Consider the following 21,258-nt stretch of genomic DNA (forward strand, 5'->3'; position numbering starts at 1 on the left):
AGTCACAACTGCACAGGAGCGTGTCATGTTGTTGGATCCCATCGGCGGTGGCAGTGCGATTCAACCCAATCAACCCTTGAACTCGCGCCCGGACCTGGGCCAGATCGAGCGCGATTATCAAGTCGAAACCGACAAGATGATCAAATGGGAGCCGAACTACGTCGGCTGGTTCGTCAAGTCGACGAAGATGACCAAGACCGAAGGCGAGATGCTCGACAACCTCCAGTCCAAGGAGGGTTTGATCGGCGTCGACGAGTTCAAGAAGATCGGGAAGGAGGCCTTCAGCACGTCCGAGAAGCGATTCGACACCGAAAGCGCCGAGGACGGTCACCAGGATGCGTTCCGCCATGCCTATTGGAACGCACGCATGACCAAGGAGTACGGCGAGAAATTCGCCAAGGACTTCGCCACCGCGCATGAGGGAACGAGCAATAAGAGCGATCGCGAGGCGATGGACCTCTACAACAACGAGGTCGGTCGCCGCATCGCCACCGAGAACCCTCATGCCAGCAATAAGGAGCTCGCCGACCTGGTCCAGGCGGCGGTCGGCAACGGCGAGATGATCGTGATCGATCGGCAGGGCAATCTGGCGTGGAGCGATCAGGTGCTGGTGGGAGATCATGGAAAGGCCGATGGCCAGTTCATGGAAGAAGGCAAACCCAGGCCCGACGGCGAGACCTATCCTTCCTGAATCACCTGAGCCACGGCCGGACCGACGTCAGGAGCGCACTCCTTGTCGCACTGCCCGAAACGCCTCTTACTTGCCCTCCTGGGCCTAACGATGGCAGGTTGCAAAATGTCCAGCGACTTCGATGCCGAGCTGTGGCGCGAACAGCGCGGTTCCACCGTTTTGGACAATCCGCGGGTCGAACAGGTCGTCCCCCTCGAAGAGGGCGGCCATATCCGCGAAGGCATGCGCCGCACCGAGGTGACCGAGCTGCTCGGCCCGCCCGATCGAAGTACCTTGCGTAACGATTACTACGAACTCGGCGCTTCGCCTTACGGCGTGCATTTGGAGCGCTATGCGATCGAGTACAACGACCTCGATCAGGTGGTGCGTTTCGATATCGAGCGACGTTGAGTTCGATCCAACCCGGTCAGGATCGAATCTGCAGCCGCAGGATCAGGGAGGCGGAACATACCCTCCTCCCTGCGTTTCCGCGGCAGGCTGCTTACTGATACACCCCCAGCACCGAGACGCCGCTGAAGGCGCTCTCGCCGACCACGCTCAGGTAATACGTACCCGCCGCCGGCTGGGTAATCACTACCGCTTCGCCGGTGCCGGGCTTGGCCGACTTGCGATCGAACAGCGTCGGTGTCGCCACGCGCTCGTAGGCGATGTAGATCGACACGTCGCCGCTGCCGCCGTAGCTGCGCAGATTGAGGCTGCGCATTCCGGCCGGGACCACGATCTTGAACAACCGCGCATCGCCGGCCGCACCGGTCTGGCCGGCGATGGCGACACGGTTGCTCAGCAGTTCGCCCTGGTCGACCGGGATTTCCTGGGTGGCCGCATGCACCGCAGCGGCCGCGTCGACGATGCCGGGGCCTTGCGGCTTGCTCGCCGGCGGCACGACGGTGAACGGCTTGACCGTGCCGCGCAGCAATGCCTTCACCTGCGCCGGCGTCAGCGGCGGACGCCCTGCCTCGGTGGCCGCGGCTTGCATCAACGCAACCACGCCGGCAACGTGCGGGCTCGCCATCGAGGTGCCGATCATGCCCATCAGGCGATCGCCCTCCGGGCTCGGCAGCGGCGCCTGGGTGCCGGCGTTGCCGAGCGACCAGATCCAGCGATCGTCGGGATCGGAACCGCTGGTGGCGTTGCCGCCCGGCGCGGTGACGGCGACGGTGGCGCCGTAGTTGGAGAACCACGAGCGAGCGCCGTCGATGCCGCTCGCGCCGACGGTGATCACGCCCTTGCAACTGGCCGGCGAGAAGAAGCCGGCGTCGGCATTGTCGTTGCCGGCGGCGACGACCACGGTGACGCCGCGCGCGACCGCGCCGTCGATGGCCTCCTGCGTTACCGGGTCCTGGCTGCAGGAACCGCTGCCGCCGAGACTCAGGTTGATCACTTCAGCGGGATCGGCATTGTCCGGCACACCGTCGACGTGGCCGCCGGAAGCCCAGACGATGGCATCGGCGATATCCGAGGTGTAGCCGCCGCCGTGACCGAGCACGCGCACCGGTTGCACTTTCGCAGCGAACGCCACGCCGGCCACGCCGACGCCGTTGTTGGTCAGCGCGGCGACCGTGCCGGCGACATGGGTGCCGTGGAACGAGCTCGGATTGCCGCCGACCCAGTCGCCCGGATCGTGCGCGTCGGCATCGCGTCCGTCGCCGTCGCCGCCGACGTCCGGGTCGTGGATGAAGTCGTAACCGGCCACGATGTTGGCGTTGAGATCGGCATGATCGAGGTAGCCGGTGTCGAGCACCGCCACCACGACACCGTCGCCGTGGCTGGTGTCCCAGGCGGCCGGTGCGTCGATGCCTGCGCTCGGGTGGGTGTAGTGCCACTGCAGGTCGAAACGCGGGTCGTCGGGCACGAAGTCCAGGCGTTGCTTGAGGTAATCGGGCTGGGCGTACTTCACTGCCGGATCGGCGCGCAGTTCCGCCAGCAGCCGGTCGGTTTCGCCGCGGTCGAGGCCGCGCGACAAACGCAGCACGTCGGCGCCCGTCGCCAATCGGCGCACGTGCTGCACGTCGAGTACGGACGCGCCGTGGCCGGCGAGGGCACGCGATCCGGTCAGGCCGGCACGCGTCGCCGCGGCATTCACCGCGCCGAGCACGGAGGCAGGACGGCTGCGCGTCTGTGCGGCGTCCTGGTAGCGGACGATGATGCGATCGAAGCGCGCTTGCGCCGGCGCGCTGCCGAGCAAGGTCTTGCGCACGGATGGCGCGCCGGCGACCGGGCCGTTCGCCGTCGCCAGTGCGGTCAGGCCCGACGCCGGCCACGGCGCGGCACCGGTCAGGTAGCCCGAAGCGAAGGCCGACAGGCCGGCGATGACGGCGGTGGCCAGCGCGCCGTTGCAGAGGATGCGCGTGCTCTTCTTCATATCTCTCTCCCAGGGAAGTGCGATTCGGATGCGGGCAAGGCGACCGTTGCGGGGGATCCGGTCGCGGCGCTCGCTGTTTTGTGGGTGGATAGGCGCGAAGCGGACTGACGCTGCGCTGACCTGTGTCTTTCCTGCGCAGGCGAGCCGGCGCAGGAAAGAGCGAGGCGTTACGACAACGGCAACCGGCTCACAGATCGAAGCCGAAGCCGATACCGGCCGACGAGTCGTCGCTGCTGAAAGCGCCGCCGATGCTCATCGAGGCGCGTTCGCCGATCGCCTTGGAATAACCGACCGACAAGGCGCTTTCGCCGTTCTGCCAGCCGGCGCCCACGGCGATGCGTCCGCGCGGGCTGCGGCTGTTGGCGGCGTTGATGGACATGTTCATCATCGCCGCGCTCATCGCACCCTGGCGGTCGATACGCTGGTCCTGCTTGTTGAGACGCAGGCCCAGTTCGTCGCGCAGACCGGTGAACTCATCGCTCAACGCCTGATAGCGGCTGTCGGTGTAGGCGTTGGCCGACGACAAGGTGCGCGTCGCGGCGCTGTCGGTATAGGCATTGGCGCTGCCGACCGCTTGCGCATTGGCGGCCTGTACCTGTTGCACGTTGGCCGCATCGGTGGCGCCGACGCCGGCGGCGACGTTGCTCAGCTTGCGTTCGCTGCCGGCGCTGGCGACCGAGACCGCATTGGCTTCGGCCGTGACTGGAGCACTGTCGGTCAGCCCGCTCGAGGCAACCGCGCCTTCTCCAGCGCTCGCCGCCTTGCCCTTGCCGTGACCATTGCCGTTGCCGTTGCCCGGCTTGTGCTCGAGCTGATCGACGCGCGCATCGAGTCCGTCGATGGCGCCGTCGAGCGCGCCGAGCGCATCGCCGACGTTGTAGTAGCTGCCGCCCTGGATGGCGTAGGTCGGCCCCATCATGCCGTTCGGCCCCATCGATGCGCCGCCGCCGAGCATCTGCGCGGTGCTGTCGCCGAGCTGGAACAACTGGCCGCCGTTGACCGCTTCGCGGCTGCCGCCGGCGAGCCGGCCGTCGGCGACGTTGCCGATCACCGTGCCGTTCGCGCCTTCCAGAGTCAGCGCGCTCTTGCCGTCGTCGTCGTACTTGACCGTGGTGGCGAGTGCTTCGTCGATCTCGCCGACCGCCGCGTTCAACTGGCCGACGTTGACCGCATCGGTGTTCGCGCTGCCGGCCTTGAGATGAGCGATCTGGCGCTCCTTGCCGGCAGCGCCCACCGCGACCGTGCCGGCGCGGTCGGCGACCGAGCCCGCACCCACCGCCACCGCATTGGCCGCCGTGACCCGGGCACGCGCACCGAGCGCGGTGCCGTCCTGCGCGGCGTCGGCGACACGCGCGTCGTAACCGATCGCGGTGGACGCTTGGGCTCGCGCCTGTGCATTGGAACCGGCCGCCGTCGCCGTCGCGGCGATCGCCTGGCTGTTCGCACCCAGGGCGGTGGCGTTGGTTTCGGCGGCCCGGGCGTTGCTGCCGAACGCCGACCCACTGACCTTGTCGGCGCGAGCGTTGGCGCCGACCGCGGTGCTGCCGTTAGCGTTGGCGACCGCACTCGCGCCCGCGGCCAATGCGCCTTGGCCGTTGATGCTGGCATCGTCGCTGCCGTCCTGCTTGCCGCTGGACTTGAAGTAGTGATTGGCCTGACTGACGCCGCCGGCCACCGCATCGAGCTGCGCCTTGTTGACCGCATCGGTGGCTTCGGTGCCGGCCGCGACGTTGGCGATCTGGCGATCGATGGCGGCGTGCACGGTGCCGCCGGCATCGGTCCAGGCGCGGGCCGCGCCCACCGATACGCTGTCGGCGCGGTCGGCCAGCGACCCCTCGCCCAAGGCCACCGCATTGGCGGCATCCGGCGTGGTCCAGGCATTGGCGCCGAGCACGGTCGCGTGCTCGGCCTGGGCGAAACTATTGAAGCCCAGCGAGGTCGAGGAACCGCCGATCGCCCAGCTCTCGGCGCCCACCGCCGTGGTGTAGTCGCCAACCAGACTGCTGTCCCAGTACGAACCGGCATACGCACCGGCGCCGAGCGCGGTGCTGTACAGACCGCTCGCGCCGGCGGAGCTGAAGGAGCCCGCCGAGAAACCGCCCAGGGCGGTGCTGTACTGCCCGGTCGCGGCGGCGTTCTCACCGATCGCAGTGCCGCTGGTGGCGATGTAGACGTTCTCGCCGGTGCTCTCGTCGAACTGCCAGTAGCCGGATTTGGCACCGACACCGACGGCGACGCCACCGCCGCCTGCGCTGGAGTTGGCGCCGACCGAAGTCGAGTTCCAACCCTGCGCATACGCGCCGGAACCGACCGCGGTCGATTGCCAGGCCGACGCCGTGGCGAAGCTGCCGAGCGCGGTCGAGAACGGCGCATCGGCGAGCGCCAGGCCGCCGACCGCGGTCGCGAGGAAGCCGTTGTTGTGCGCGCCCGAACCGATCGACACACCCAAGGCGCCGTTCGACACCGAACCGGCGCCGAGCGCGACCGCGCCGCCGCCGTTGGCTTGCGCGCCGTTGCCGCCGGCGAAGCTGTCGTCGCCGTCGGCCAGGGCATCGCTGCCGACCGCGGCGCTGTTCGCGCCGTTGGCGACCGCGCCGTAGCCGTTGGCGGTGCTCTGTTCGCCGATTGCGTTAGCGCCGGTGCCGAACGCCGATGCGCCCTGCCCCAGGGCCAGGCTGGAACCGCCGACCGCGGTCGAATGATCGCCGACGGCATTGCTTTGATAGCCCACCGCGGTGCTCTCGACGCCACCGGCGACGGCGTTGGCGCCGACCGCGCTGGCATGTTCGGCATCGGCGATGGCGGCATCGCTGCCGTCGCCGGCGCCATCGGCAGCGAGGTAATCGTTGGCATCGCCGACGCTGTCGGCGACGGCATCGAGCTGGGCCTTGTTGACCGCGTCGGTCGCCTCGGTACCGGCGGCGACGTTGGCGATCTGCCGGTCGATCGCGGCGAAGGTGTTGCCGTATTGATCGGTCCAGGCTTGCGCGGCGCCGACCGACACCGTGTTGGCACGGTCGCCGGTACTGGAGCCATGGCCGAGAGCGACGCTGTTGTCGGCCGTTGCCGACGTGTAGGAGCCGACCGCGGTGCTGTTGCCCGCCATCGCCCACGCGTTCGAGCCCAGGGCCGCGGCGCCGTCGCCATTGCCGTAGCTGTTGTAGCCGACCGAAGTCGCTTCGGTGCCGGTGGCCCAGCTTTCGCGGCCGAGGGCGACGCTGTTGAGCGAGGTCAAGGTGTTGTTGCCGACCGAAACGCCGCCTTCGCCGGCGCGCGCCTGCACGCCGACGGCGGTGGAGGCGATGTCGGCGAGCGTGCCCTGGCCGACCGCGACCGATACGTCCTTGGCCTGCGCATCGGCGCCGAGCGCGGTGGCGAACAGCCCCTCGGCCCACGCCCCCACGCCCAGCGCGCTCGCCTTCCAACCGTTGGCGGTCGCCGCCGCGCCGAAGGCCGAACTCTCGCGTCCGTTGGCCCAGGCGAACATGCCGTGAGCGGTGGCGAACAAACCGCTGGCCTCGGCCAGACCGCCGATCGCGGTCGCGCCCAAGCCCTGGGCGAGGCTCTGGTTGCCGATGGCGATGCCGTTGCCGTGCATCGCGACGCTGGCGCTGCCCAGAGCAATGGCACCGCCGCCCTGGGCTTGCGCGCCGTTGCCGTGGGCGACCGAATTCGCGCCGTCGGCGACGCTGCCATACCCGCTGGCGATGCTGTAGTCGCCGATCGCGTTGGCGGCGGTACCGAACGCGGAAGCGCCCTGACCCAAGGCCAGGCTGGAACCGCCGGCCGCGGTGGCATGATCGCCCGCGGCCTGGCTCTGATAGCCGTAGGCACTGCTCTCGACGCCGCTGGCGACGCTGTAAGCGCCGGTCGCGGTGCTCGCCTCGCCCGCAGCCAGGCTCTGCGCGCCGCTGGCGGTGGCGTTGTGGTTCAAGGCGCTGGCGTGATCGCCGATCGCTTGCGCGCCGATGCCGCTGGCGCCGGCGACGTTGCCGATCGCGATCGCGTTCTGGCCTTCGGCATAGGTCGCCTCGCCGACGTCGGGTGCACCGTCGCCATCGAGATCGACCCATTCGCTGCCGCCGATGGCGATGGTGCCTTCGCCGCTCGCCGCGGCGTTATGTCCGAGCGCGACCGCGCGCGCGCCATAAGCCAGGCTGTTGCCGCCGATGCCGACGCTGCCGCCGCCGACCGCGTTGGCATAGCCGCCGATGGCCACGCCGAAATCGCCGGCCACCGCGCGCGAATTCGCGCCCAGGGCCACACCGGCTTCGCCGTTGGCGCCGGCATTGAAACCGCCGACCAGGCTGCCGCTGCCATAGGCCTGGGCATAACCGCCGATCGCAACCGAACCCATGCCGGCCGCGGTGCTCAAGGCGCCCAGCGCGGTGGCGGCTTGTTCGGCGGTGGCCTCGGCGCCGGCGCCGAGCGCGGTGTTGCCGAAACCGCCGGCGAACGCACTCTGGCCCACGGCGGTGCTGGCATCGCCGTAGGCCATCGCGCCCTGGCCGAAGGCGCTGGCGCCGATACCGACACCGGCGCTCTGCGCGCCGACCGCGGTGGCGGCATTGTTCGCCGCCCAACTGCTGTCGCCGATGGCGCTGGCGTAGTCGCCTTCGGCCTTGGCGCCGGAGCCCATCGCGATCGCGCTGTAGCCGTCGGCGATGGCATCGACCGGACCTTCCACTTCCGGCGTCCACGGCAGGTCTTCGGGGCCGTTGATCTTGAAGTAGGGCGTATCGACGATCGGCGTCGCCGCGGCGACGGCCTGTACGGCCGCGGCGCAATCGATATCCGCCGCATCGTCGGCCTGCGCGCGTGCGCAAGTCTCGTCGGCGGCGATCGATTCGGCCGTCGGCGCGGCGCTCGTCGTCGTACCGACGACGTCGTCGGCCCACGCAGGTGGAGCGCCCAGTGCCAGCAACAGGCTCATCGCCGCAACGCCGGCGCTGGCATCGGCCAGGCGGCGACGGCCATCGCGCTTGCCGCCGCTCGAGGCCAATTCCGAGGTCACCACCATCGCCTGCTTGGCGTGACTCCATACGCGGCTGAAAATCTTGTTCATCGATCGCTCTCCCGCCCACTGTGTCGTTTCGGAGGCATGCGACGCCCGTCGGCCCAGAACGACCGGAAGACCGGTCGATGCCGTCGCATCGAATGCCGTTGGATGAATGGCCGGCCCCGCCCTGGCCGGTCGCCTGGATGATTCGCCGCGTACGTGGATGACGACATCGGCTGAGTGCGAACCTAAGACGCCGGCTTCCGCGTTGTCACGCTCGCGATCTCACCGAATAATCACTGAGTTCTCACCGACGGCAGCGGCCGTTCGGATCGCCAGCGCCATGGACGACGTGCGACCGTGCCGCTGCGTCATCCCTCTGCGTCCGACACGACGAGCCGCCTGCCCATGTGGAAACCCTTCGCGCACTGGTTGCGCAGCGCCCCCATCGCCGATGCCGTCGATCGCCGCAACGCGCCGGCGATGCAGTTGCTGCTGTTGTTCTACGGCATCGCCCTGCCGGCCAACTGGGCCTGGCATCTGTCGTCGCGGCCGATTCCCGCGGGCTGGGCCATCGTCCTGCTGCTCGACCTGACCACCGCCGCGCTGGCGTTGTTGTGCGTGCGGCTGATCCGCCGCGATCGTTACCGCACGGCGATGATGCTGTTCCTCGGCGCGCTGTTGACCTCGCTGGCGCTGGCCTTCCACAAGCTCGGCACGCAGGCGCAATTGATCGACCAGACCGCGATGATCCTGACCCTGGTCATCGCCGGCGTAGTGCTGGGCCGGCGCGCGCTGTGGACGGTGTTCGCGTTGTTGCTGGCGATCTTCGCCATCGGTTTCGCCACCGATGCCCACAACACCGCCAAGGGCCCGCAATGGATCGGCAATGCCCTGCGCAACGCGCCCTCGCTGGTGGCGAGCTACCTGATCATCACCGCGATCCTCGACCGCGCCGTCACTGCATTGCGCGAAAGCCTGGACGAATCGAACGCGCGCGGCCGCGAACTGCAATTGGAGATGGCCCGGCGCGAACGCGCCCAGACCCAGCTCATCCATGCCCAGAAGATGGAGGCCAGCGGACGCCTGGCCAGCGGCATCGCCCATGATTTCAACAACATCCTCGGGCTGATCCAGGGCTTCGCCGCGCAGCGCGATGCCGCGCTCGACCTGTCGGACCCGCGCGAACGCAGCGCGGCCTTGGCCGCCGCCCTCGAGGGCGTCGAGGAAGCGGCCGAGCGCGGCTGCGCGGTGACCCGCAAGCTGCTCATCTTCAGCCGCAACGACGTGCTGCGGATCGAGACCTTCGATGCGGCGCGCGCGCTGCGCGACCTGCAGCCGATGCTGCGGCAGCTGCTGCCTGCCGCGGTCCGTCTGGAACTGCCGGCCGTCGCCGCCGCATTGCCGGTGCGTCTGGATCGCAGCGAGTTCGAGCTGATGGTGCTCAATATCGCCGCGAACGCGCGCGATGCGATGCCCGACGGCGGCCGCTTCGCGATCGCCGCGACGGCGCAAGGCGGCGAGATCGAAATCCTCCTGGCCGACAACGGCCTGGGCATGGACGAGCACGTGCGCGAACGCGTGTTCGAACCGTTCTTCAGCACCAAGCTGGCTGCCCATGGCACCGGCCTGGGCCTGTCGGTGGTGCACGACCTGGTCAAGGCCCTGGGGGGCGATATCCGCGTCGACAGCGCGCCCGGCGCAGGCACCGCATTCACCATTCGCCTGCCGTTGGCCCACGAGGCGGTCGATAACGCCGAGGGCATGGCCTGACGACTAGGTCGGACCGATCGTTCAGTGCGCGCCGCCGAGTACGTAGCCTTCGCCGTGCACGGCGTTGAGCGGCAAAGGTTCGCCGCAGGCGTCGGCGACCTTGCGGCGCAAGCGATAGACCAGCGAATCGAGGCGGTGCATGTCGAAGTCGTAGACATTGTCGGTCAGCGCCGCGACCAGTTGCTCGCGCGTCACCAACTGTCCGGATGCAGCGGTGAGCCGCTCGACGACGCGGCGCTCGGTACGGGTCAGTGCCACCGCGCTACCGGACGGCGACAGCAGGCACCAGCCATCGGCGTCGAGCTGCCAGCGGCGGCGCACCGGTGCTGCACCGCGCAAGCGACGTGCCAGACTGTGCAAAGTCGCCGCCAGCACTTCGACCTCGGCCGGCTTGGTCAGATAAGCGTCGGCGCCCTGGCTCAATCCGCGCACGCGATCCAAGGTGTCGCCGCGTCCGGTCAGCATGACGATGCCGATTCCGGGAAACGCCTCGCGCACCTCGCGCGCGACTGCGAAGCCGTCGGCATCGGGCAGGCCCACATCCAGCACGACGATGTCGAACGTCGCCGCGGCCAGATGCAGGTGCAGCGCGGCTGCCGTGTCCATGCCGGTCACCGCGAAACCGAAGTTCGCCAGGCCCGGCACCAACACCCGCTCGCGCAGCAGCGCGTCGTCTTCCACCAAGGCCACGCGCGGCAAGCTCTGCCCCGATGATGTCATCGCGGTCATCCTCAGATATCGCCCCCTGCGCCTCGGATAGTACCCGCCCGGCGCGTACCGGGAATGCGTCGGCGGTGCCCGATCGGCGACAGTCCACGCTTCTGCGCGCGGGTCAGGGCAGCCTGCGTGCGCAAGCCCTCGCCGCCGCCCCGCTGGCCCCTCGGTTTTGCCTGGATCTGGCCCTACCGGCACGCGGGCGGCGCGGAAAAAATCTGCCCAGTCCAATCGAAAGGTCTGCGATGAACGCCAGCGAATACCCCGTCCTGCCCATCGACACCCTGCCGCGCCGGCGCATCCACGTGCTCGATACCGAGATCAGCTATGTCGATGTCGGCGAGGGCGCGCCGATCGTGTTCCTGCACGGCAATCCGACCTCGTCCTATCTGTGGCGCAACATCATTCCGCAGGTACGCCACCTCGGCCGCTGTCTCGCACCGGACTTGGCCGGCATGGGCCAGTCCGGCCCGATACCCGGCGGCGGTTATCGTTTCGCCGACCACGTGCGCTATCTCGACGCCTGGTTCGAAGCCAAGGACCTGCCCGACGGCATCACCCTGGTCCTGCACGACTGGGGCTCGGCGCTCGGCTTCCATTACGCGCGCCGGTTCCCGCAGCGCGTCGCCGCGATCGCCTATATGGAATCGCTGGTGCAGTCGCGGACCTGGGCGGATTTCCCGCCCGGCCGCGACACCTTGTTCCGGGCGATGCGTTCGCAACAGGGCGAACAACTCGTGCTCGACGAGAACTTCTTCGTCGAGACCGTACTGCCCAAGAGCATCCTGCGCCAACTCAGCGAAGAGGAATTGCAGGCCTATCGCGCGCCGTTCGCGACCCGCGAATCGCGCCTGCCGACTTTGGCGTTCGCACGCGAGCTGCCGATCGACGGCGAGCCGGCCGACGTCGCCCAGGCGGTGGACGCGTACGCCGATTGGCTGGCGTCGAGCACGCTGCCGAAGTTGTTCGTCAACGCCGAGCCCGGGGCCTTGTTGACCGGACGCGCGCGCGAGTTCTGCCGCAGTTGGAAGAACCAGACCGAAGTGACCGTGCCGGGCATTCACTACCTGCAGGAAGACGCACCGCACGCGATCGGCCGCGCGCTCGCCGAATTCCTCTCGACCCGGGTCCGCCCGGGCTGATGCCGGCGCCGGCCCGAGCCGGCACCGGCACGTTCAAACGTAGGCGATGACTTCGTGCACCGGCTTGCGCGGTTTTTGCGGCCAGTTGCCCGGCAGCGGATGGCCGACGGTGACGACCAGCACCGGCACTTCGTCGGCCTCGAGCGCGAACTCGCGCGCGACGCCCGCGAAATCGATCCCGCCCATCGCGCCGGTGGCCCAGCCCATGCCTTCGGCGGCGAGGATCAAGGTCATCGCCGCCAGCGACGCCGAACGAATCGCTTCGTCGCGTTGCAAGGACGGATCGTCGGCGTGCGCACGCGCCGCCTGGGCCACCCAACCATCGGCCATCGACTGCGCCATGATCCCGGCCTCGACCGAGGGCTGTAGCGCCCGCTGCAGGTGTTCGTGCGCCGCGAGCGTGCCGCAGACGATGAAGGCGACCGAGGCGTCGGCGATCTTCTGCTGGCCGTAGGACAGCGCTTTCAGGCGCGCTTTCGCCTCGGGCGTGCGCACGGCGATGAATTTCCAGTTCTGGAAGTTGTACGCCGACGGCGCGCGCGTGGCCTGATCGACCAGGGCGGCGATGTCTTCGTCGGAAATCCGTCGGTCGGGGTCGTAACGGTTGGCCGACACGCGCGATTCGATGAGTTGTCTGATCGGATGGTTCATGGCACTTCTGATGAGAGGACTGGAGGGGCGCAGCGAGAACGCAGGCCGCTGGTTCAGGCCGGCCGGCTGCTGCGCCATTGCACGGCCAGGACGCTGCCGAGCACGACCAGCAGGCCGAGCAGAGAGACGCCGGTAAGGGCTTGCCCCAGCAGGGCCCAGCCGAGGATCACCGCGGTCAGTGGGCTCAACAGGCCGAGCGAGGACACCGCTACCTGCGGCAAACGCGCCAGGCCGCGGAACCACAGGGCGTACGACAGCAACGCACCGGCGATCGACAAATAGGCATAGGCCGATACCTGCAACAGACTCAGGCGCGGCAGCGGCGCATCGATGGCGAGGGCGACCGGCGCCAACATCAGGCCGCCGAGCAGCAACTGCCAACCGGTCAGGGCGAACACCGGCAGGTCGCTGCGCCAGCGCCGGGTCAGGTAGTTGCCGGTCGCCATGCAGGCGGCACCGGCCAGGGCCGCGGCGATGCCGACCGGCTCCCAGACCGTGTCCGGCGACAGCAGCAGCACGCCCATACCGACCACGCCGAGCACGCAGGCCCAGACGGTGAACTGCAGCGGCCGGCGCTGGTCGACCGCCCAGGTCAGGGCAATCACCAACAAGGGCTGGATCGCGCCGACCACCGCGGCGAGACCGCCGGGCAAGCGGTAGGCGGCAACGAACAGCAGCGCCTGGAAGACGGCGATGTTCAAGCCCGACAAGACCAGCAGACGGAGCCATTCGCCGCGCGCCGGCCAATGCCGCATGAAGGCGACCAGCAACAGGCCGGCCGGCAAGGTGCGGATCAGGGCGGCGGTGAAAGGCCGGTCCGGCGGCAACAGCTCGGACGCGACGATGTAGGTCGAACCCCAGATGGCGGGGGCCAGGGCGGTCAGGAGCATGTCGATCCAGACCGGGCGGTGCGAGGCTGCGCTCATGAAACTATCTTCAATTCAAGATAAGATCCTAGCCTGAAGGCAGTTTATCTTGAAGTCAAGACAAATCAGGGAGCCCTCGTGGCCACGAGCAAACGACAGCCCGACTCGGTCGACGCGATCCTCGACCAATGGCGCCGCGAGCGTCCCGATCTCGACGCCAGCCCGATGGGCGCCATCGGCCGGGTCAAGCGCTGCGCGGCCCTGTTGCAGCGCCGGCTGGACAAGACCTTCTCGACCTTCGACATGACCAGTTGGGAGTTCGACGTGCTGGCCACGCTGCGGCGTTCCGGCGCGCCCCACTGCCTGGCGCCCACCGCGCTGTTCTCGGCGCTGATGATCACCTCCGGCACCATGACCCACCGCCTGCAAAGGCTGGAAGCGGCCGGTTGGATCGAACGCCGGGCCAACCCGAGCGATGCGCGCAGCCTGTTGGTGCAACTGACGCCGGCTGGCCTGGCGCTGATCGACCGGGCCGTCGAGGCGCACATCGAGAACGAGCGCCGCATCATGGCGAGCCTGGCGCCGGCCAGCCTGCGCTCACTCGACGATGCCTTGTCGGAACTGTTGACGATGCTGGAGTCCACCGCCGAATGAGCGGCGCGCGGCATGGCTCGAACGGCGGTGATCGGCCCGAACCGACCGCGATGCGGCGCAGGTGCGAGCGCTCAAACTGAACCGCCGTCGCAGGGGTTAGGTGGCAGTCACCCGGCGCGCCCATGCTGGCCTTGGAAAGCACACTTCCGCCCAGGGGACGACCATGCAGCTACCGATCGGACGGCCAGGCAACGGCAATCTCACGCAGTATCCGCCGGTCATGCGCGCCATGAGCAGCACGAACGAGCCCGACGGCCGCATCCAGCCCGACGACAAGCACGCGCATGGCTTCGGCGCCTATCGCGCAGCGACCGATCGGCCTATGGGATCGCGCTGGGTCGCGGCACTGAGGCGGACGCTGGATCCGCGATTCCTCGCCACGCCGCTGCACGAACTCGCCCTGCAAGCCGTCAATGCATTGCCCGGCTCGGCGGCACCCGAAATCGGTTGGCAAACCTCGACCTGCGTGTGCGTGTCTTTCGCATGGCGCCTGCGCGCCGAGCCGGATCTCAACGACCGTTATCTGGCCGACTTCGGACTCATGCGCTCATGGGTCGACCTGCATTGCCGCATCCCGCTGCATGCGAGCTATGCCCGCAGCCCCCGGGACCTGACGGGGCAGTCACGGCCCACCGCCTAAGCTGTATCGCACCCAACGTCCACCACCAAGGGGAAGGCCATGCGCCTGTCGATCCGATTGAGGCGTAACGGCAATCCGAAGCTGTCGCCTGTGCCCATGTCCGACCTGGGCGTGGCCGCCTTGGACGGCGTGCCCGGCGTCACCGCACCGAAGATCACCGACACCATCCACGAGGATGCGATCTTCTCGTTCGTGTGGAGCGGCCCCGGCATGCCCAAGGTCACCGACGAGTACCTGCAGGGTTTCGGCTTGTCGCGCGTCGAGTAAGCCTTGGCCGCAACGCCTCGATCCGCGCGCGGAGGCCTCAGCGAGCGCGGACCTGATCGGCCGCCACGCCCGGCACGCCTTCGCGAATGAGTTCCGAGAACGCCGACGAGTCGCCCGCTGCGCGCGCGCGGTCGGTCACGCGCCCGCGATCGTGCAGGGTGCGGTAGTCGTAACCCGGTACCAACCCGTCTTGGTCGTAAGCGTACTCGGCCAGATAGCCCGACAGCAGCAATCGGTAATCGAGCGGCAGGCCCGGCGCAATCTGGCGCATCAGGTCGAACACGATGGTGGTGCAGTTGCTGGTCAGGGTGTTGTAGAAACTCGGCTGCCGTTCGAGCTCGCCGGCTTCGGCGACATAGCCGAGAAACAACGAACGCAGCGCCTCCTTCGGCAGGCGCAGCCGGTACAGATAGACGTCTTCGTTGCGCACGTTGCTGCGCACCCGCAGGATGTCGCGCTCGTCGGCCGCGACCAGGGTGGTCTCGAACTCGCGGAAGAAACCGCCGAGGGTCGAGAACTGCTCGCCGCGCTCCTTGCGGATCTCGACCGAGAACACCAACTTGCGGCCGTCGTCGAACCCGAACGACACCAGGGTGTGGGCGATCGCCGGCCCCATCCAGTACGACAACACCAGATCCGCCGACTGCAGACGACCGAGGTCGTATTCGCGGCGTTCCCAGCGCGGCGTGTAGTCGTCGTCGCTGCGCCAATCGAAATTGCGCACGTTGTCGAACCGGACCCGGTCGCCGTCGACCTGCGCGTGCAGGTGGCGGGCCACGTCGTCGGCCCACGCCCGGTTCTGCGACGGGCGCAGCGTGCTCCACCACAGCAGCACGCCGGCGAAGGCCAACAGATAGACCCATAACGCCGGTTTGCGCAGGCGGCGCAAGGCGAACAACGCCGCGAGCGCGCTGACCACGAAGGCCGCCACCATCGCGCTCTTGAACGCCACCGCCAGCGGCAATCGATACCACAAGGCCAGCCCGCCCCACGCGGCGGACAAGGCGATCGCAGGCGCCAGCAACAGCCAGCGCAGCCAAGGCGCCCCACGTGTGTCCAAAGCGGTCATCGAATCGTCCGTCATGCGAAAAGGGTCTGCAGCGGGCCGCCGGCGACGGCAGCGCCGGCGCATCGCGGCCCGGCTTGAATGCCAGGGTGCCGACGAGAGAGTACGCGCTGGGCCGATGCCTGCGCACGAGCACGGCGCATGCGACCTAGGTCCGCTCGAACGGCAACCCCGTTCCGAGTCTCGACATCCGCCGCGCAGCGCATGAGGAAGCGTGATCCAACCAACGGAAGCGCGCCGGCGGCGCCGCTAGTCTCGGCCAATCCACCCCGCCCCGCATCGGAAGCCGCATGGTCGATATCCATCAGGTATGGCCGTACTTCGCGATGCTGGCGCTGGCCTTGGCCTTCGCCGCCCTGCCCTGGTTCCGCGCCGCCGACCGCGCCCCGCCGCAAACGCAGCAACGCAGCGACACCCTCGACGGCCTGCGCGGGTTTCTCGCCCTCAGCGTGTTCGCCAGCCACGTCATCGTCCATCACGAATACCTGCGCACCGGCGTGTGGAAACCGTCGCCGTCGACGTTCTACAACAGCGCCGGCCTGCTCGGGATCTGCCTGTTCTTCATGATCACCGGCTTCCTGTTCTGGAACAAACTGCTCACGGCCGGCGGCCGCCCCGGCTGGAAAGCCCTGTATGTCGGCCGTGTGTTCCGTCTGGGGCCGATGTATCTCGTCGCGGTGCTGACGATGATCGCCATCGTCGCCTACCGCACCGGCTTTGAGCTACGGGTGCCGCCGTCGCAGGCGATCGCCTCGGCCCTGGGCTGGTTGGCGCTCGGCATCGTGCCGCCACCGCCGACCCTCAACGGGTATGCCGACACCGGCACCATCCTGGCCGGCGTCACCTGGACCTTGTTCTTCGAGTGGCTGTTCTATTTCTCCCTGCCGGTCTCGGCCTGGTTCGTGCGCCGCGGCCGGCATCTGGCCTTCAGCGCCGGCCTGGTCGCCTTGTGCCTGCTGACCATCGCCGCGTCGAGCTGGCACGGCGGCTTCGCGCCCGGCATCAAGCCGCGGCCGATACTTTTTCTGGCGGTGTTGGCCGAGCTGGTGTTGATGCTCGGCGCCGGCATGTTCGTCGCCTCGCTGCTGCATGCCGGCATCGGCACGCGCGTGCAATGGCGGCGGCCGCTGTGGGGCGTGGTCGCGTTGCTTTGCCTGGCGGCGCTGTTCGCCATCATGATCGCGGGCGCGCCGCGCATCGGGTTGGCGCAGTTGTTCCTGCTGTGCCCGCTCGCCGGCACGTTCTTCTTCATCGTCTGCTCGGGCAACCGTTTGTTCGGCCTGTTGGCGTGGCCGGCCTCGCGCCGGCTGAGCAACCTCAGCTACGGCATCTACCTCTCGCAGGGGCTGATCCTGGTCGCGGTGTTCGCGATCCGGGGCGTCGGCACTTATGCCGCCAGCGGCGGTCCGGCGTTCTGCATCGTCTACCTCGGCTGTGCCCTGCTGCTGTGTGCGAGCGCCCTGCTCACCTATCGCTACGTCGAAGAGCCCGGCATTCGCCTCGGCAAGCGCATCGCAAGCCGGCTCGGCGCCAAGTCGAACACGCGGGTAGCGCTGCCGGCGACGACTTAGCGCGAGCTCCTGTGCAGAACCTTGGTTCCGATGCGGGCACGGTCGCCGCTGCGCAAGGAACCGCTCGATCGCCCCCCACCGAAACGGAGACCGCAATGACCCACGCCTATTTCTGCCCGGAAAACCCCAGTGAGAGCGCCACCGGCGTGATCCCATCCGAGATAAAGCTGGCCAGCGGTTTCAAGCCGTGGAACTCGGATAGCCTCGCCATCAGCCGCGCCAACCTGCGCAGGTTGGTGAACAACGGCACCCTGGCTCTGGAAGCAGCGCGCTGGTGCGGCGAAAAAGACCGCAAGGACGGCTGGTTCTTCAGCTCGCAGCTGGATGAACCGACCGACTACCGTGCCTCTCCCTATTTCTACCGCTTCGACATCAGCGGCCTGACCCAGAAGGCATGGACGGTGCTGGGCGATATCGGCGCACCGGAGATGCACCTGTACCTCGACAGCGACGACCTCGACACGGCGACCAAGATCGCAGTGATCTGGATGGCCAGCCCCATGCAGTTGCTGGTCATGTCGCCGGTCGGCGTGAACCGGATCGATCTGCGCATCGGCAGGAATCCGGACGCGTGGCTGCCCCTCGAGGACTACAACGGAAATTGAGTCGGCGCGATGGCCCCGGCGCAAGGCCGGGGCCATCGAGGTGCGACAGGCGGGCGTATGCGAGTGCGTACGGCGGCTTCTGTCACGGCGCATGAGCGGACACGCGCCCGCGGCCGCGGCGTATGCGCCTGCCTAGCGGCCTTTCACACTGGCTCCTCCGACAACGTTCGTTTCCGATGCGGGTACGGCCGGCGCCGCGCCCGTGGCCGACAGCGGCTGCGTACACAGCGCGCGTTCGCCCTCACCCATCGAAACGGAGACATGCAATGACTTATGCCTATCGCGGCGAAGACGGCCCCATCGGGGGCAAACCCGGGCGCACCCCGGGCGATGTCAAACGATCCGGCGGCTTCAGGCCATGGAGATCGGACAACATCCAGACCAGCCGCGCCAACCTCAGGCAGTTGGTGAACACCGGCACCCTGGCCATCGAAGCCGAGCGCTGGTGCATCGACAAGAACCGCGAGAACGGTTGGTTCTTCAGCACGGGGCTGGACGAAGAAACCGCCTACGACACCTACCAGTTCTTCTATCGCATCAATACCGATGGCCTGGTCCAGCAGCCGTGGACGGTGCTCGGCAAGGACAACGTGCCGAAGATGAAGCTATACCTCAACAGCAACGACCTCGACATGGCGACCAAGATCGCGGTGATCTGGTTCGCGCGGCCCAAGGAGTTGCTGGTGATGTCGCCGGTCGGCGTGAACCTGATCGATCTGCGCATCGGGGTGAAGCCGGATGTGTGGCAGCCGCTCGCGGAGTTCCCGGGCTGAGCCGGCGCGGCGGCCCCGAATGCCAGGCCGGGGCCGCCGCCCTCCACCCGCAGGGGCTCATGTCAACGCGCACGGCGGCGCGAGCGCCCTTCGCCGTTCGGGTTTCACGACTGCCTGCCGACGGCGTTTCTTTGTGCATTCCGCCATTGCGCCCACGGGAGCCCCTCATGGGAAACAAGCCGCCCAAAGAGGCCGAACAGGCCGACGCCAAAGCCAAAACCATCAGCGATCTGTTCGCGCTTTCGAAAGTCGATCCCCAGGACGGCATCGATGCGGTGACCCTGGACGGCATCATCCGCCATCTCCTCAAAGCCCCGATGCGATCCGACGATTGGGCGGCGATGGACATGCTGCATCGCGTGCATTGGTACGAGATGGTGCGGGATTTGGTGAAGCAGATCGGCATGGGTACGGAGCGCCAATCGCAGATCCTGGAGCAGTTTCGCAGAGTCTTGAACTACAACGAAGACATGAGCACAGACCGGGCATCGCTGAGAAATGACGACAGCAGCGATAGCGACAGCGACAGCGACAGCGACAGCACCAGCGGCAGTATCGGCGGCAGCGATGTTCCGGCCCATCCGGCGCTCTTGCTGCGGCAGCTCGACGAATCGCTCGGCAACACCCACAGTTATCTTGTGCTCGCCGGCTGGACCAGGGAGCGGCTGATCCGCTTCGACACGGGATCGTTGATGGCCGCGGTGAAAGCCGACCGGGACTTCATCGTTCAGTCCACCAACTACACGCCTCCGGCGCCGGTCAGCCTCACCAACTTCGTGCCGACTACCGCCTCCACCTCCAGTACCGGTTCCAGTGCCGGCTCGACCTCGGCCCCGACTCCACGTGTCGTGATCAACTATTGGACACTGCCCGAGAGCGAGAGGGCAGCGGCCGCAGAAGAGCTTGCCCGCGCGTACAACCGCTCCCTCGCCAATACCACGGGCGCAGCGCCGGCGACGAATGCGGTTCCGATCGCGGCCTTCATGGCCAACCAGGAAGTGGCGATCAGAGCGGTCATGGCCGGCTACGACTTCCTCGAACCCACCACGGGCGCGCGTAAGTTGCTGGGCCAGACCGCCGTCGCGATCGATCTGGCCCTGGGTGTGGCGAACACGCTGGCCGGACGCGGCGCTTCCAGCATCACCGAGTCGACGATGAAAGAGAGCCCGGACGGGTTCGACAACCAAGGCCTGAAGAAACTGTAAGGCTCGCGACCGCTGCATTCGCGGTTGCCGCCACCTGCAAGGCCGAGAATCGCGACCATGCCTGCCGTTGGAAACGTCGACCGGCACCGGGAACCGGCCCACGGAGTCCGCGGCACATCGGACGCAGTCGCAAGGCGACCGCGTTCGCTGGTATATCTGCCCATCCGGCCTCGTCCTGGCCGATCCGCAGACAAGGCCGTCTCTCCCATGCTGTTTCGCCGTTTTCTCCTGCTGCTTGCGGCCCTCGCAGCGATCGCCGCCGCCGTCGTGGTCGCCGTGGTGCAACCGTTCGTCAGCCCCTTGCCTTCGCAACCTGTGGCCGTCGATAGCGCGCGCTTGAAGGCAGACGTCAAGCACCTGTCGGTCGACCTGTACCCGCGCAGCTACGACCAGCCCGACAGCCTGGAGCGCTCCGCCGACTTCATCCGCGAGGAATTCGCCAAGAGCGGCGGCCGCGTGCACCACCAGGACGTGAAGGTCGAAGAACGCACCTACCGCAACCTCATCGTGCGCTTCGGCCCCGACAGCGGGCCGGTGCGGGTGATCGGCGCGCACTACGATTCCTTCGCCGATGTCGGCATCGACACCGACGATCCGCGCGGCTATTCGCCGCGCACGCATACGCCGGGCGCCGACGACAACGCCAGCGGCGTCGCCGGCTTGCTGGAGCTGGCGCGTCTGCTCGGCCGCAACCCGCCCGCGCATGCGGTCGAACTGGTCGCCTACACCTTGGAAGAGCCGCCGCATTTCCGCAGCGAGCACATGGGCAGCGCCTGGCATGCGCGTTCGCTCAAGGCGGGCGGACGCGAAGTGGAGTTCATGCTGTCGCTGGAGATGATCGGCCGCTTCAGCGACCGCCCCGGTAGCCAGCGTTATCCGCTGCGCGGCATGGACCGTTTGTACCCGGACCGCGGCGACTTCGTGATCCTGGTCGGCAGGCTGGGCGACTTCGGCCGCCTGCGCCGGCTCAAGGCGATCATGGCCGGGGCGACCGACCTGCCGGTGCACTCGATCAATGCCCCGCCGCTATTGCAGGGCATCGATTTCTCCGACCACCTGAGCTACTGGCATGAAGGCTATCCGGCCTTCATGGTCAGCGACACCGCCTTCCTTCGCAGCACGACCTACCATCAAGCCAGCGACACCTACGACAAGCTCGACTACGCACGCATGGCCAAGGTGGTGCAAGCGGTGTACGCGATCGCGCAACGGCCCGGCACCGACGCGGATTGAATCCGTCGCACGCATGCAAGCCGCGAGGAGGCCGCTCGCATGCGCG

The 21,258-nt window shown here is 68.0% G+C and carries 18 protein-coding genes; 12 read left to right on the forward strand and 6 right to left on the reverse strand.

Annotated elements, in window-relative coordinates:
• The first annotated feature begins 25 nt into the window (after window positions 1-25).
• Window positions 26-691 carry a hypothetical protein gene (locus LC490_RS15815; RefSeq protein WP_223620794.1) on the forward strand — a complete coding sequence of 222 codons (666 nt, stop codon included), beginning with the start codon at window positions 26-28 and terminating at the stop codon, window positions 689-691.
• Window positions 692-796: 105 nt separating this feature from the next.
• Window positions 797-1,081 carry a hypothetical protein gene (locus tag LC490_RS15820; RefSeq protein WP_031370108.1) on the forward strand — a complete coding sequence of 95 codons (285 nt, stop codon included), beginning with the start codon at window positions 797-799 and terminating at the stop codon, window positions 1,079-1,081.
• Window positions 1,082-1,172: 91 nt separating this feature from the next.
• On the opposite strand, the gene LC490_RS15825 is transcribed toward LC490_RS15820, so the two are convergent.
• Together LC490_RS15825 and LC490_RS15830 are read right to left on the reverse strand one after the other, a co-directional pair.
• On the reverse strand, window positions 1,173-3,053 hold the full coding sequence (locus LC490_RS15825) for a S8 family peptidase (RefSeq protein ID WP_223620795.1): 1,881 nt from the start codon (window positions 3,051-3,053) through the stop codon (window positions 1,173-1,175).
• 187 nt (window positions 3,054-3,240) lie between these two features.
• Complete coding sequence (locus LC490_RS15830) at window positions 3,241-8,118, reverse strand: ESPR-type extended signal peptide-containing protein (RefSeq protein ID WP_223620796.1); 4,878 nt, start codon at window positions 8,116-8,118, stop codon at window positions 3,241-3,243.
• A gap of 342 nt (window positions 8,119-8,460) precedes the next feature.
• Between LC490_RS15830 and LC490_RS15835 the strand changes: the two genes are divergently transcribed.
• Complete coding sequence (locus LC490_RS15835; RefSeq protein ID WP_223620797.1) at window positions 8,461-9,825, forward strand: ATP-binding protein; 1,365 nt, start codon at window positions 8,461-8,463, stop codon at window positions 9,823-9,825.
• Window positions 9,826-9,846: 21 nt separating this feature from the next.
• Here the strand turns inward: LC490_RS15835 and LC490_RS15840 are convergent, their stop codons facing one another.
• Complete coding sequence (locus LC490_RS15840) at window positions 9,847-10,545, reverse strand: response regulator transcription factor (protein ID WP_343223020.1); 699 nt, start codon at window positions 10,543-10,545, stop codon at window positions 9,847-9,849.
• Between the two features lie 239 nt (window positions 10,546-10,784).
• On the opposite strand from LC490_RS15840, the gene LC490_RS15845 reads away from it, so the two are divergent.
• Window positions 10,785-11,681, forward strand: coding sequence for a haloalkane dehalogenase (locus LC490_RS15845; RefSeq protein WP_223620799.1), 897 nt, complete (start codon window positions 10,785-10,787; stop codon window positions 11,679-11,681).
• 33 nt (window positions 11,682-11,714) lie between these two features.
• Here LC490_RS15845 and LC490_RS15850 read toward each other — a convergent pair whose 3' ends face one another.
• The gene (locus tag LC490_RS15850) at window positions 11,715-12,332 is read right to left on the reverse strand and encodes a nitroreductase family protein (protein WP_223620800.1); all 618 of its coding nucleotides are present in this window, start codon (window positions 12,330-12,332) and stop codon (window positions 11,715-11,717) included.
• A gap of 53 nt (window positions 12,333-12,385) precedes the next feature.
• Window positions 12,386-13,258, reverse strand: a complete 873-nt coding sequence (locus LC490_RS15855) for an EamA family transporter (protein WP_223620801.1) — start codon at window positions 13,256-13,258, stop codon at window positions 12,386-12,388.
• A gap of 78 nt (window positions 13,259-13,336) precedes the next feature.
• Here LC490_RS15855 and LC490_RS15860 point away from each other — a divergent pair, with 78 nt between their 5' ends.
• The 3 genes from LC490_RS15860 (at window position 13,337) to LC490_RS15870 (ending at window position 14,759) form a co-directional block, all read left to right on the forward strand.
• Window positions 13,337-13,852, forward strand: coding sequence for a MarR family transcriptional regulator (locus LC490_RS15860; RefSeq protein WP_223620802.1), 516 nt, complete (start codon window positions 13,337-13,339; stop codon window positions 13,850-13,852).
• Window positions 13,853-14,015: 163 nt separating this feature from the next.
• Window positions 14,016-14,492 (forward strand): hypothetical protein, encoded by a 477-nt coding sequence (locus tag LC490_RS15865; protein WP_031370116.1) that lies wholly within the window; start codon window positions 14,016-14,018, stop codon window positions 14,490-14,492.
• A gap of 39 nt (window positions 14,493-14,531) precedes the next feature.
• Window positions 14,532-14,759 carry a hypothetical protein gene (locus LC490_RS15870; protein ID WP_031370117.1) on the forward strand — a complete coding sequence of 76 codons (228 nt, stop codon included), beginning with the start codon at window positions 14,532-14,534 and terminating at the stop codon, window positions 14,757-14,759.
• Between the two features lie 37 nt (window positions 14,760-14,796).
• Here the strand turns inward: LC490_RS15870 and LC490_RS15875 are convergent, their stop codons facing one another.
• Window positions 14,797-15,828, reverse strand: coding sequence for a DUF4105 domain-containing protein (locus LC490_RS15875; RefSeq protein ID WP_223620803.1), 1,032 nt, complete (start codon window positions 15,826-15,828; stop codon window positions 14,797-14,799).
• Window positions 15,829-16,115: 287 nt separating this feature from the next.
• Here LC490_RS15875 and LC490_RS15880 point away from each other — a divergent pair, with 287 nt between their 5' ends.
• The 5 genes from LC490_RS15880 (at window position 16,116) to LC490_RS15900 (ending at window position 21,212) form a co-directional block, all read left to right on the forward strand.
• Window positions 16,116-17,396, forward strand: coding sequence for an acyltransferase (locus LC490_RS15880; protein WP_223620804.1), 1,281 nt, complete (start codon window positions 16,116-16,118; stop codon window positions 17,394-17,396).
• A gap of 95 nt (window positions 17,397-17,491) precedes the next feature.
• On the forward strand, window positions 17,492-18,001 hold the full coding sequence (locus LC490_RS15885) for a hypothetical protein (protein ID WP_031370120.1): 510 nt from the start codon (window positions 17,492-17,494) through the stop codon (window positions 17,999-18,001).
• Window positions 18,002-18,267: 266 nt separating this feature from the next.
• A complete protein-coding gene (locus LC490_RS15890; RefSeq protein WP_031370121.1) occupies window positions 18,268-18,774 on the forward strand; it encodes a hypothetical protein in 507 nt (168 codons plus the stop codon).
• A 167-nt stretch (window positions 18,775-18,941) separates the two neighbouring features.
• Window positions 18,942-19,979 (forward strand): hypothetical protein, encoded by a 1,038-nt coding sequence (locus LC490_RS15895; RefSeq protein WP_223620805.1) that lies wholly within the window; start codon window positions 18,942-18,944, stop codon window positions 19,977-19,979.
• A gap of 207 nt (window positions 19,980-20,186) precedes the next feature.
• A complete protein-coding gene (locus LC490_RS15900; protein WP_223620806.1) occupies window positions 20,187-21,212 on the forward strand; it encodes a M28 family peptidase in 1,026 nt (341 codons plus the stop codon).
• Window positions 21,213-21,258 lie beyond the last annotated feature (46 nt).

Source organism: Lysobacter sp. ESA13C, from assembly GCF_019970005.1.
In the GTDB taxonomy this organism is placed as follows: Bacteria; Pseudomonadota; Gammaproteobacteria; order Xanthomonadales; family Xanthomonadaceae; genus Lysobacter; species Lysobacter antibioticus_B.

What these genes read in the sequence shown, in the direction of transcription:
- LC490_RS15815 (WP_223620794.1), top strand. Translation starts at nt 26, where the DNA reads ATGTTGTTGGATCCCATCGGCGGTGGCAGTGCGATTCAACCCAATCAA.
- LC490_RS15820 (WP_031370108.1), top strand. Translation starts at nt 797, where the DNA reads ATGTCCAGCGACTTCGATGCCGAGCTGTGGCGCGAACAGCGCGGTTCC.
- LC490_RS15825 (WP_223620795.1), bottom strand. Translation starts at nt 3,053, where the DNA reads ATGAAGAAGAGCACGCGCATCCTCTGCAACGGCGCGCTGGCCACCGCC.
- LC490_RS15830 (WP_223620796.1), bottom strand. Translation starts at nt 8,118, where the DNA reads ATGAACAAGATTTTCAGCCGCGTATGGAGTCACGCCAAGCAGGCGATG.
- LC490_RS15835 (WP_223620797.1), top strand. Translation starts at nt 8,461, where the DNA reads ATGTGGAAACCCTTCGCGCACTGGTTGCGCAGCGCCCCCATCGCCGAT.
- LC490_RS15840 (WP_343223020.1), bottom strand. Translation starts at nt 10,545, where the DNA reads ATGACATCATCGGGGCAGAGCTTGCCGCGCGTGGCCTTGGTGGAAGAC.
- LC490_RS15845 (WP_223620799.1), top strand. Translation starts at nt 10,785, where the DNA reads ATGAACGCCAGCGAATACCCCGTCCTGCCCATCGACACCCTGCCGCGC.
- LC490_RS15850 (WP_223620800.1), bottom strand. Translation starts at nt 12,332, where the DNA reads ATGAACCATCCGATCAGACAACTCATCGAATCGCGCGTGTCGGCCAAC.
- LC490_RS15855 (WP_223620801.1), bottom strand. Translation starts at nt 13,258, where the DNA reads ATGAGCGCAGCCTCGCACCGCCCGGTCTGGATCGACATGCTCCTGACC.
- LC490_RS15865 (WP_031370116.1), top strand. Translation starts at nt 14,016, where the DNA reads ATGCAGCTACCGATCGGACGGCCAGGCAACGGCAATCTCACGCAGTAT.
- LC490_RS15870 (WP_031370117.1), top strand. Translation starts at nt 14,532, where the DNA reads ATGCGCCTGTCGATCCGATTGAGGCGTAACGGCAATCCGAAGCTGTCG.
- LC490_RS15875 (WP_223620803.1), bottom strand. Translation starts at nt 15,828, where the DNA reads ATGACCGCTTTGGACACACGTGGGGCGCCTTGGCTGCGCTGGCTGTTG.
- LC490_RS15880 (WP_223620804.1), top strand. Translation starts at nt 16,116, where the DNA reads ATGGTCGATATCCATCAGGTATGGCCGTACTTCGCGATGCTGGCGCTG.
- LC490_RS15885 (WP_031370120.1), top strand. Translation starts at nt 17,492, where the DNA reads ATGACCCACGCCTATTTCTGCCCGGAAAACCCCAGTGAGAGCGCCACC.
- LC490_RS15890 (WP_031370121.1), top strand. Translation starts at nt 18,268, where the DNA reads ATGACTTATGCCTATCGCGGCGAAGACGGCCCCATCGGGGGCAAACCC.
- LC490_RS15895 (WP_223620805.1), top strand. Translation starts at nt 18,942, where the DNA reads ATGGGAAACAAGCCGCCCAAAGAGGCCGAACAGGCCGACGCCAAAGCC.
- LC490_RS15900 (WP_223620806.1), top strand. Translation starts at nt 20,187, where the DNA reads ATGCTGTTTCGCCGTTTTCTCCTGCTGCTTGCGGCCCTCGCAGCGATC.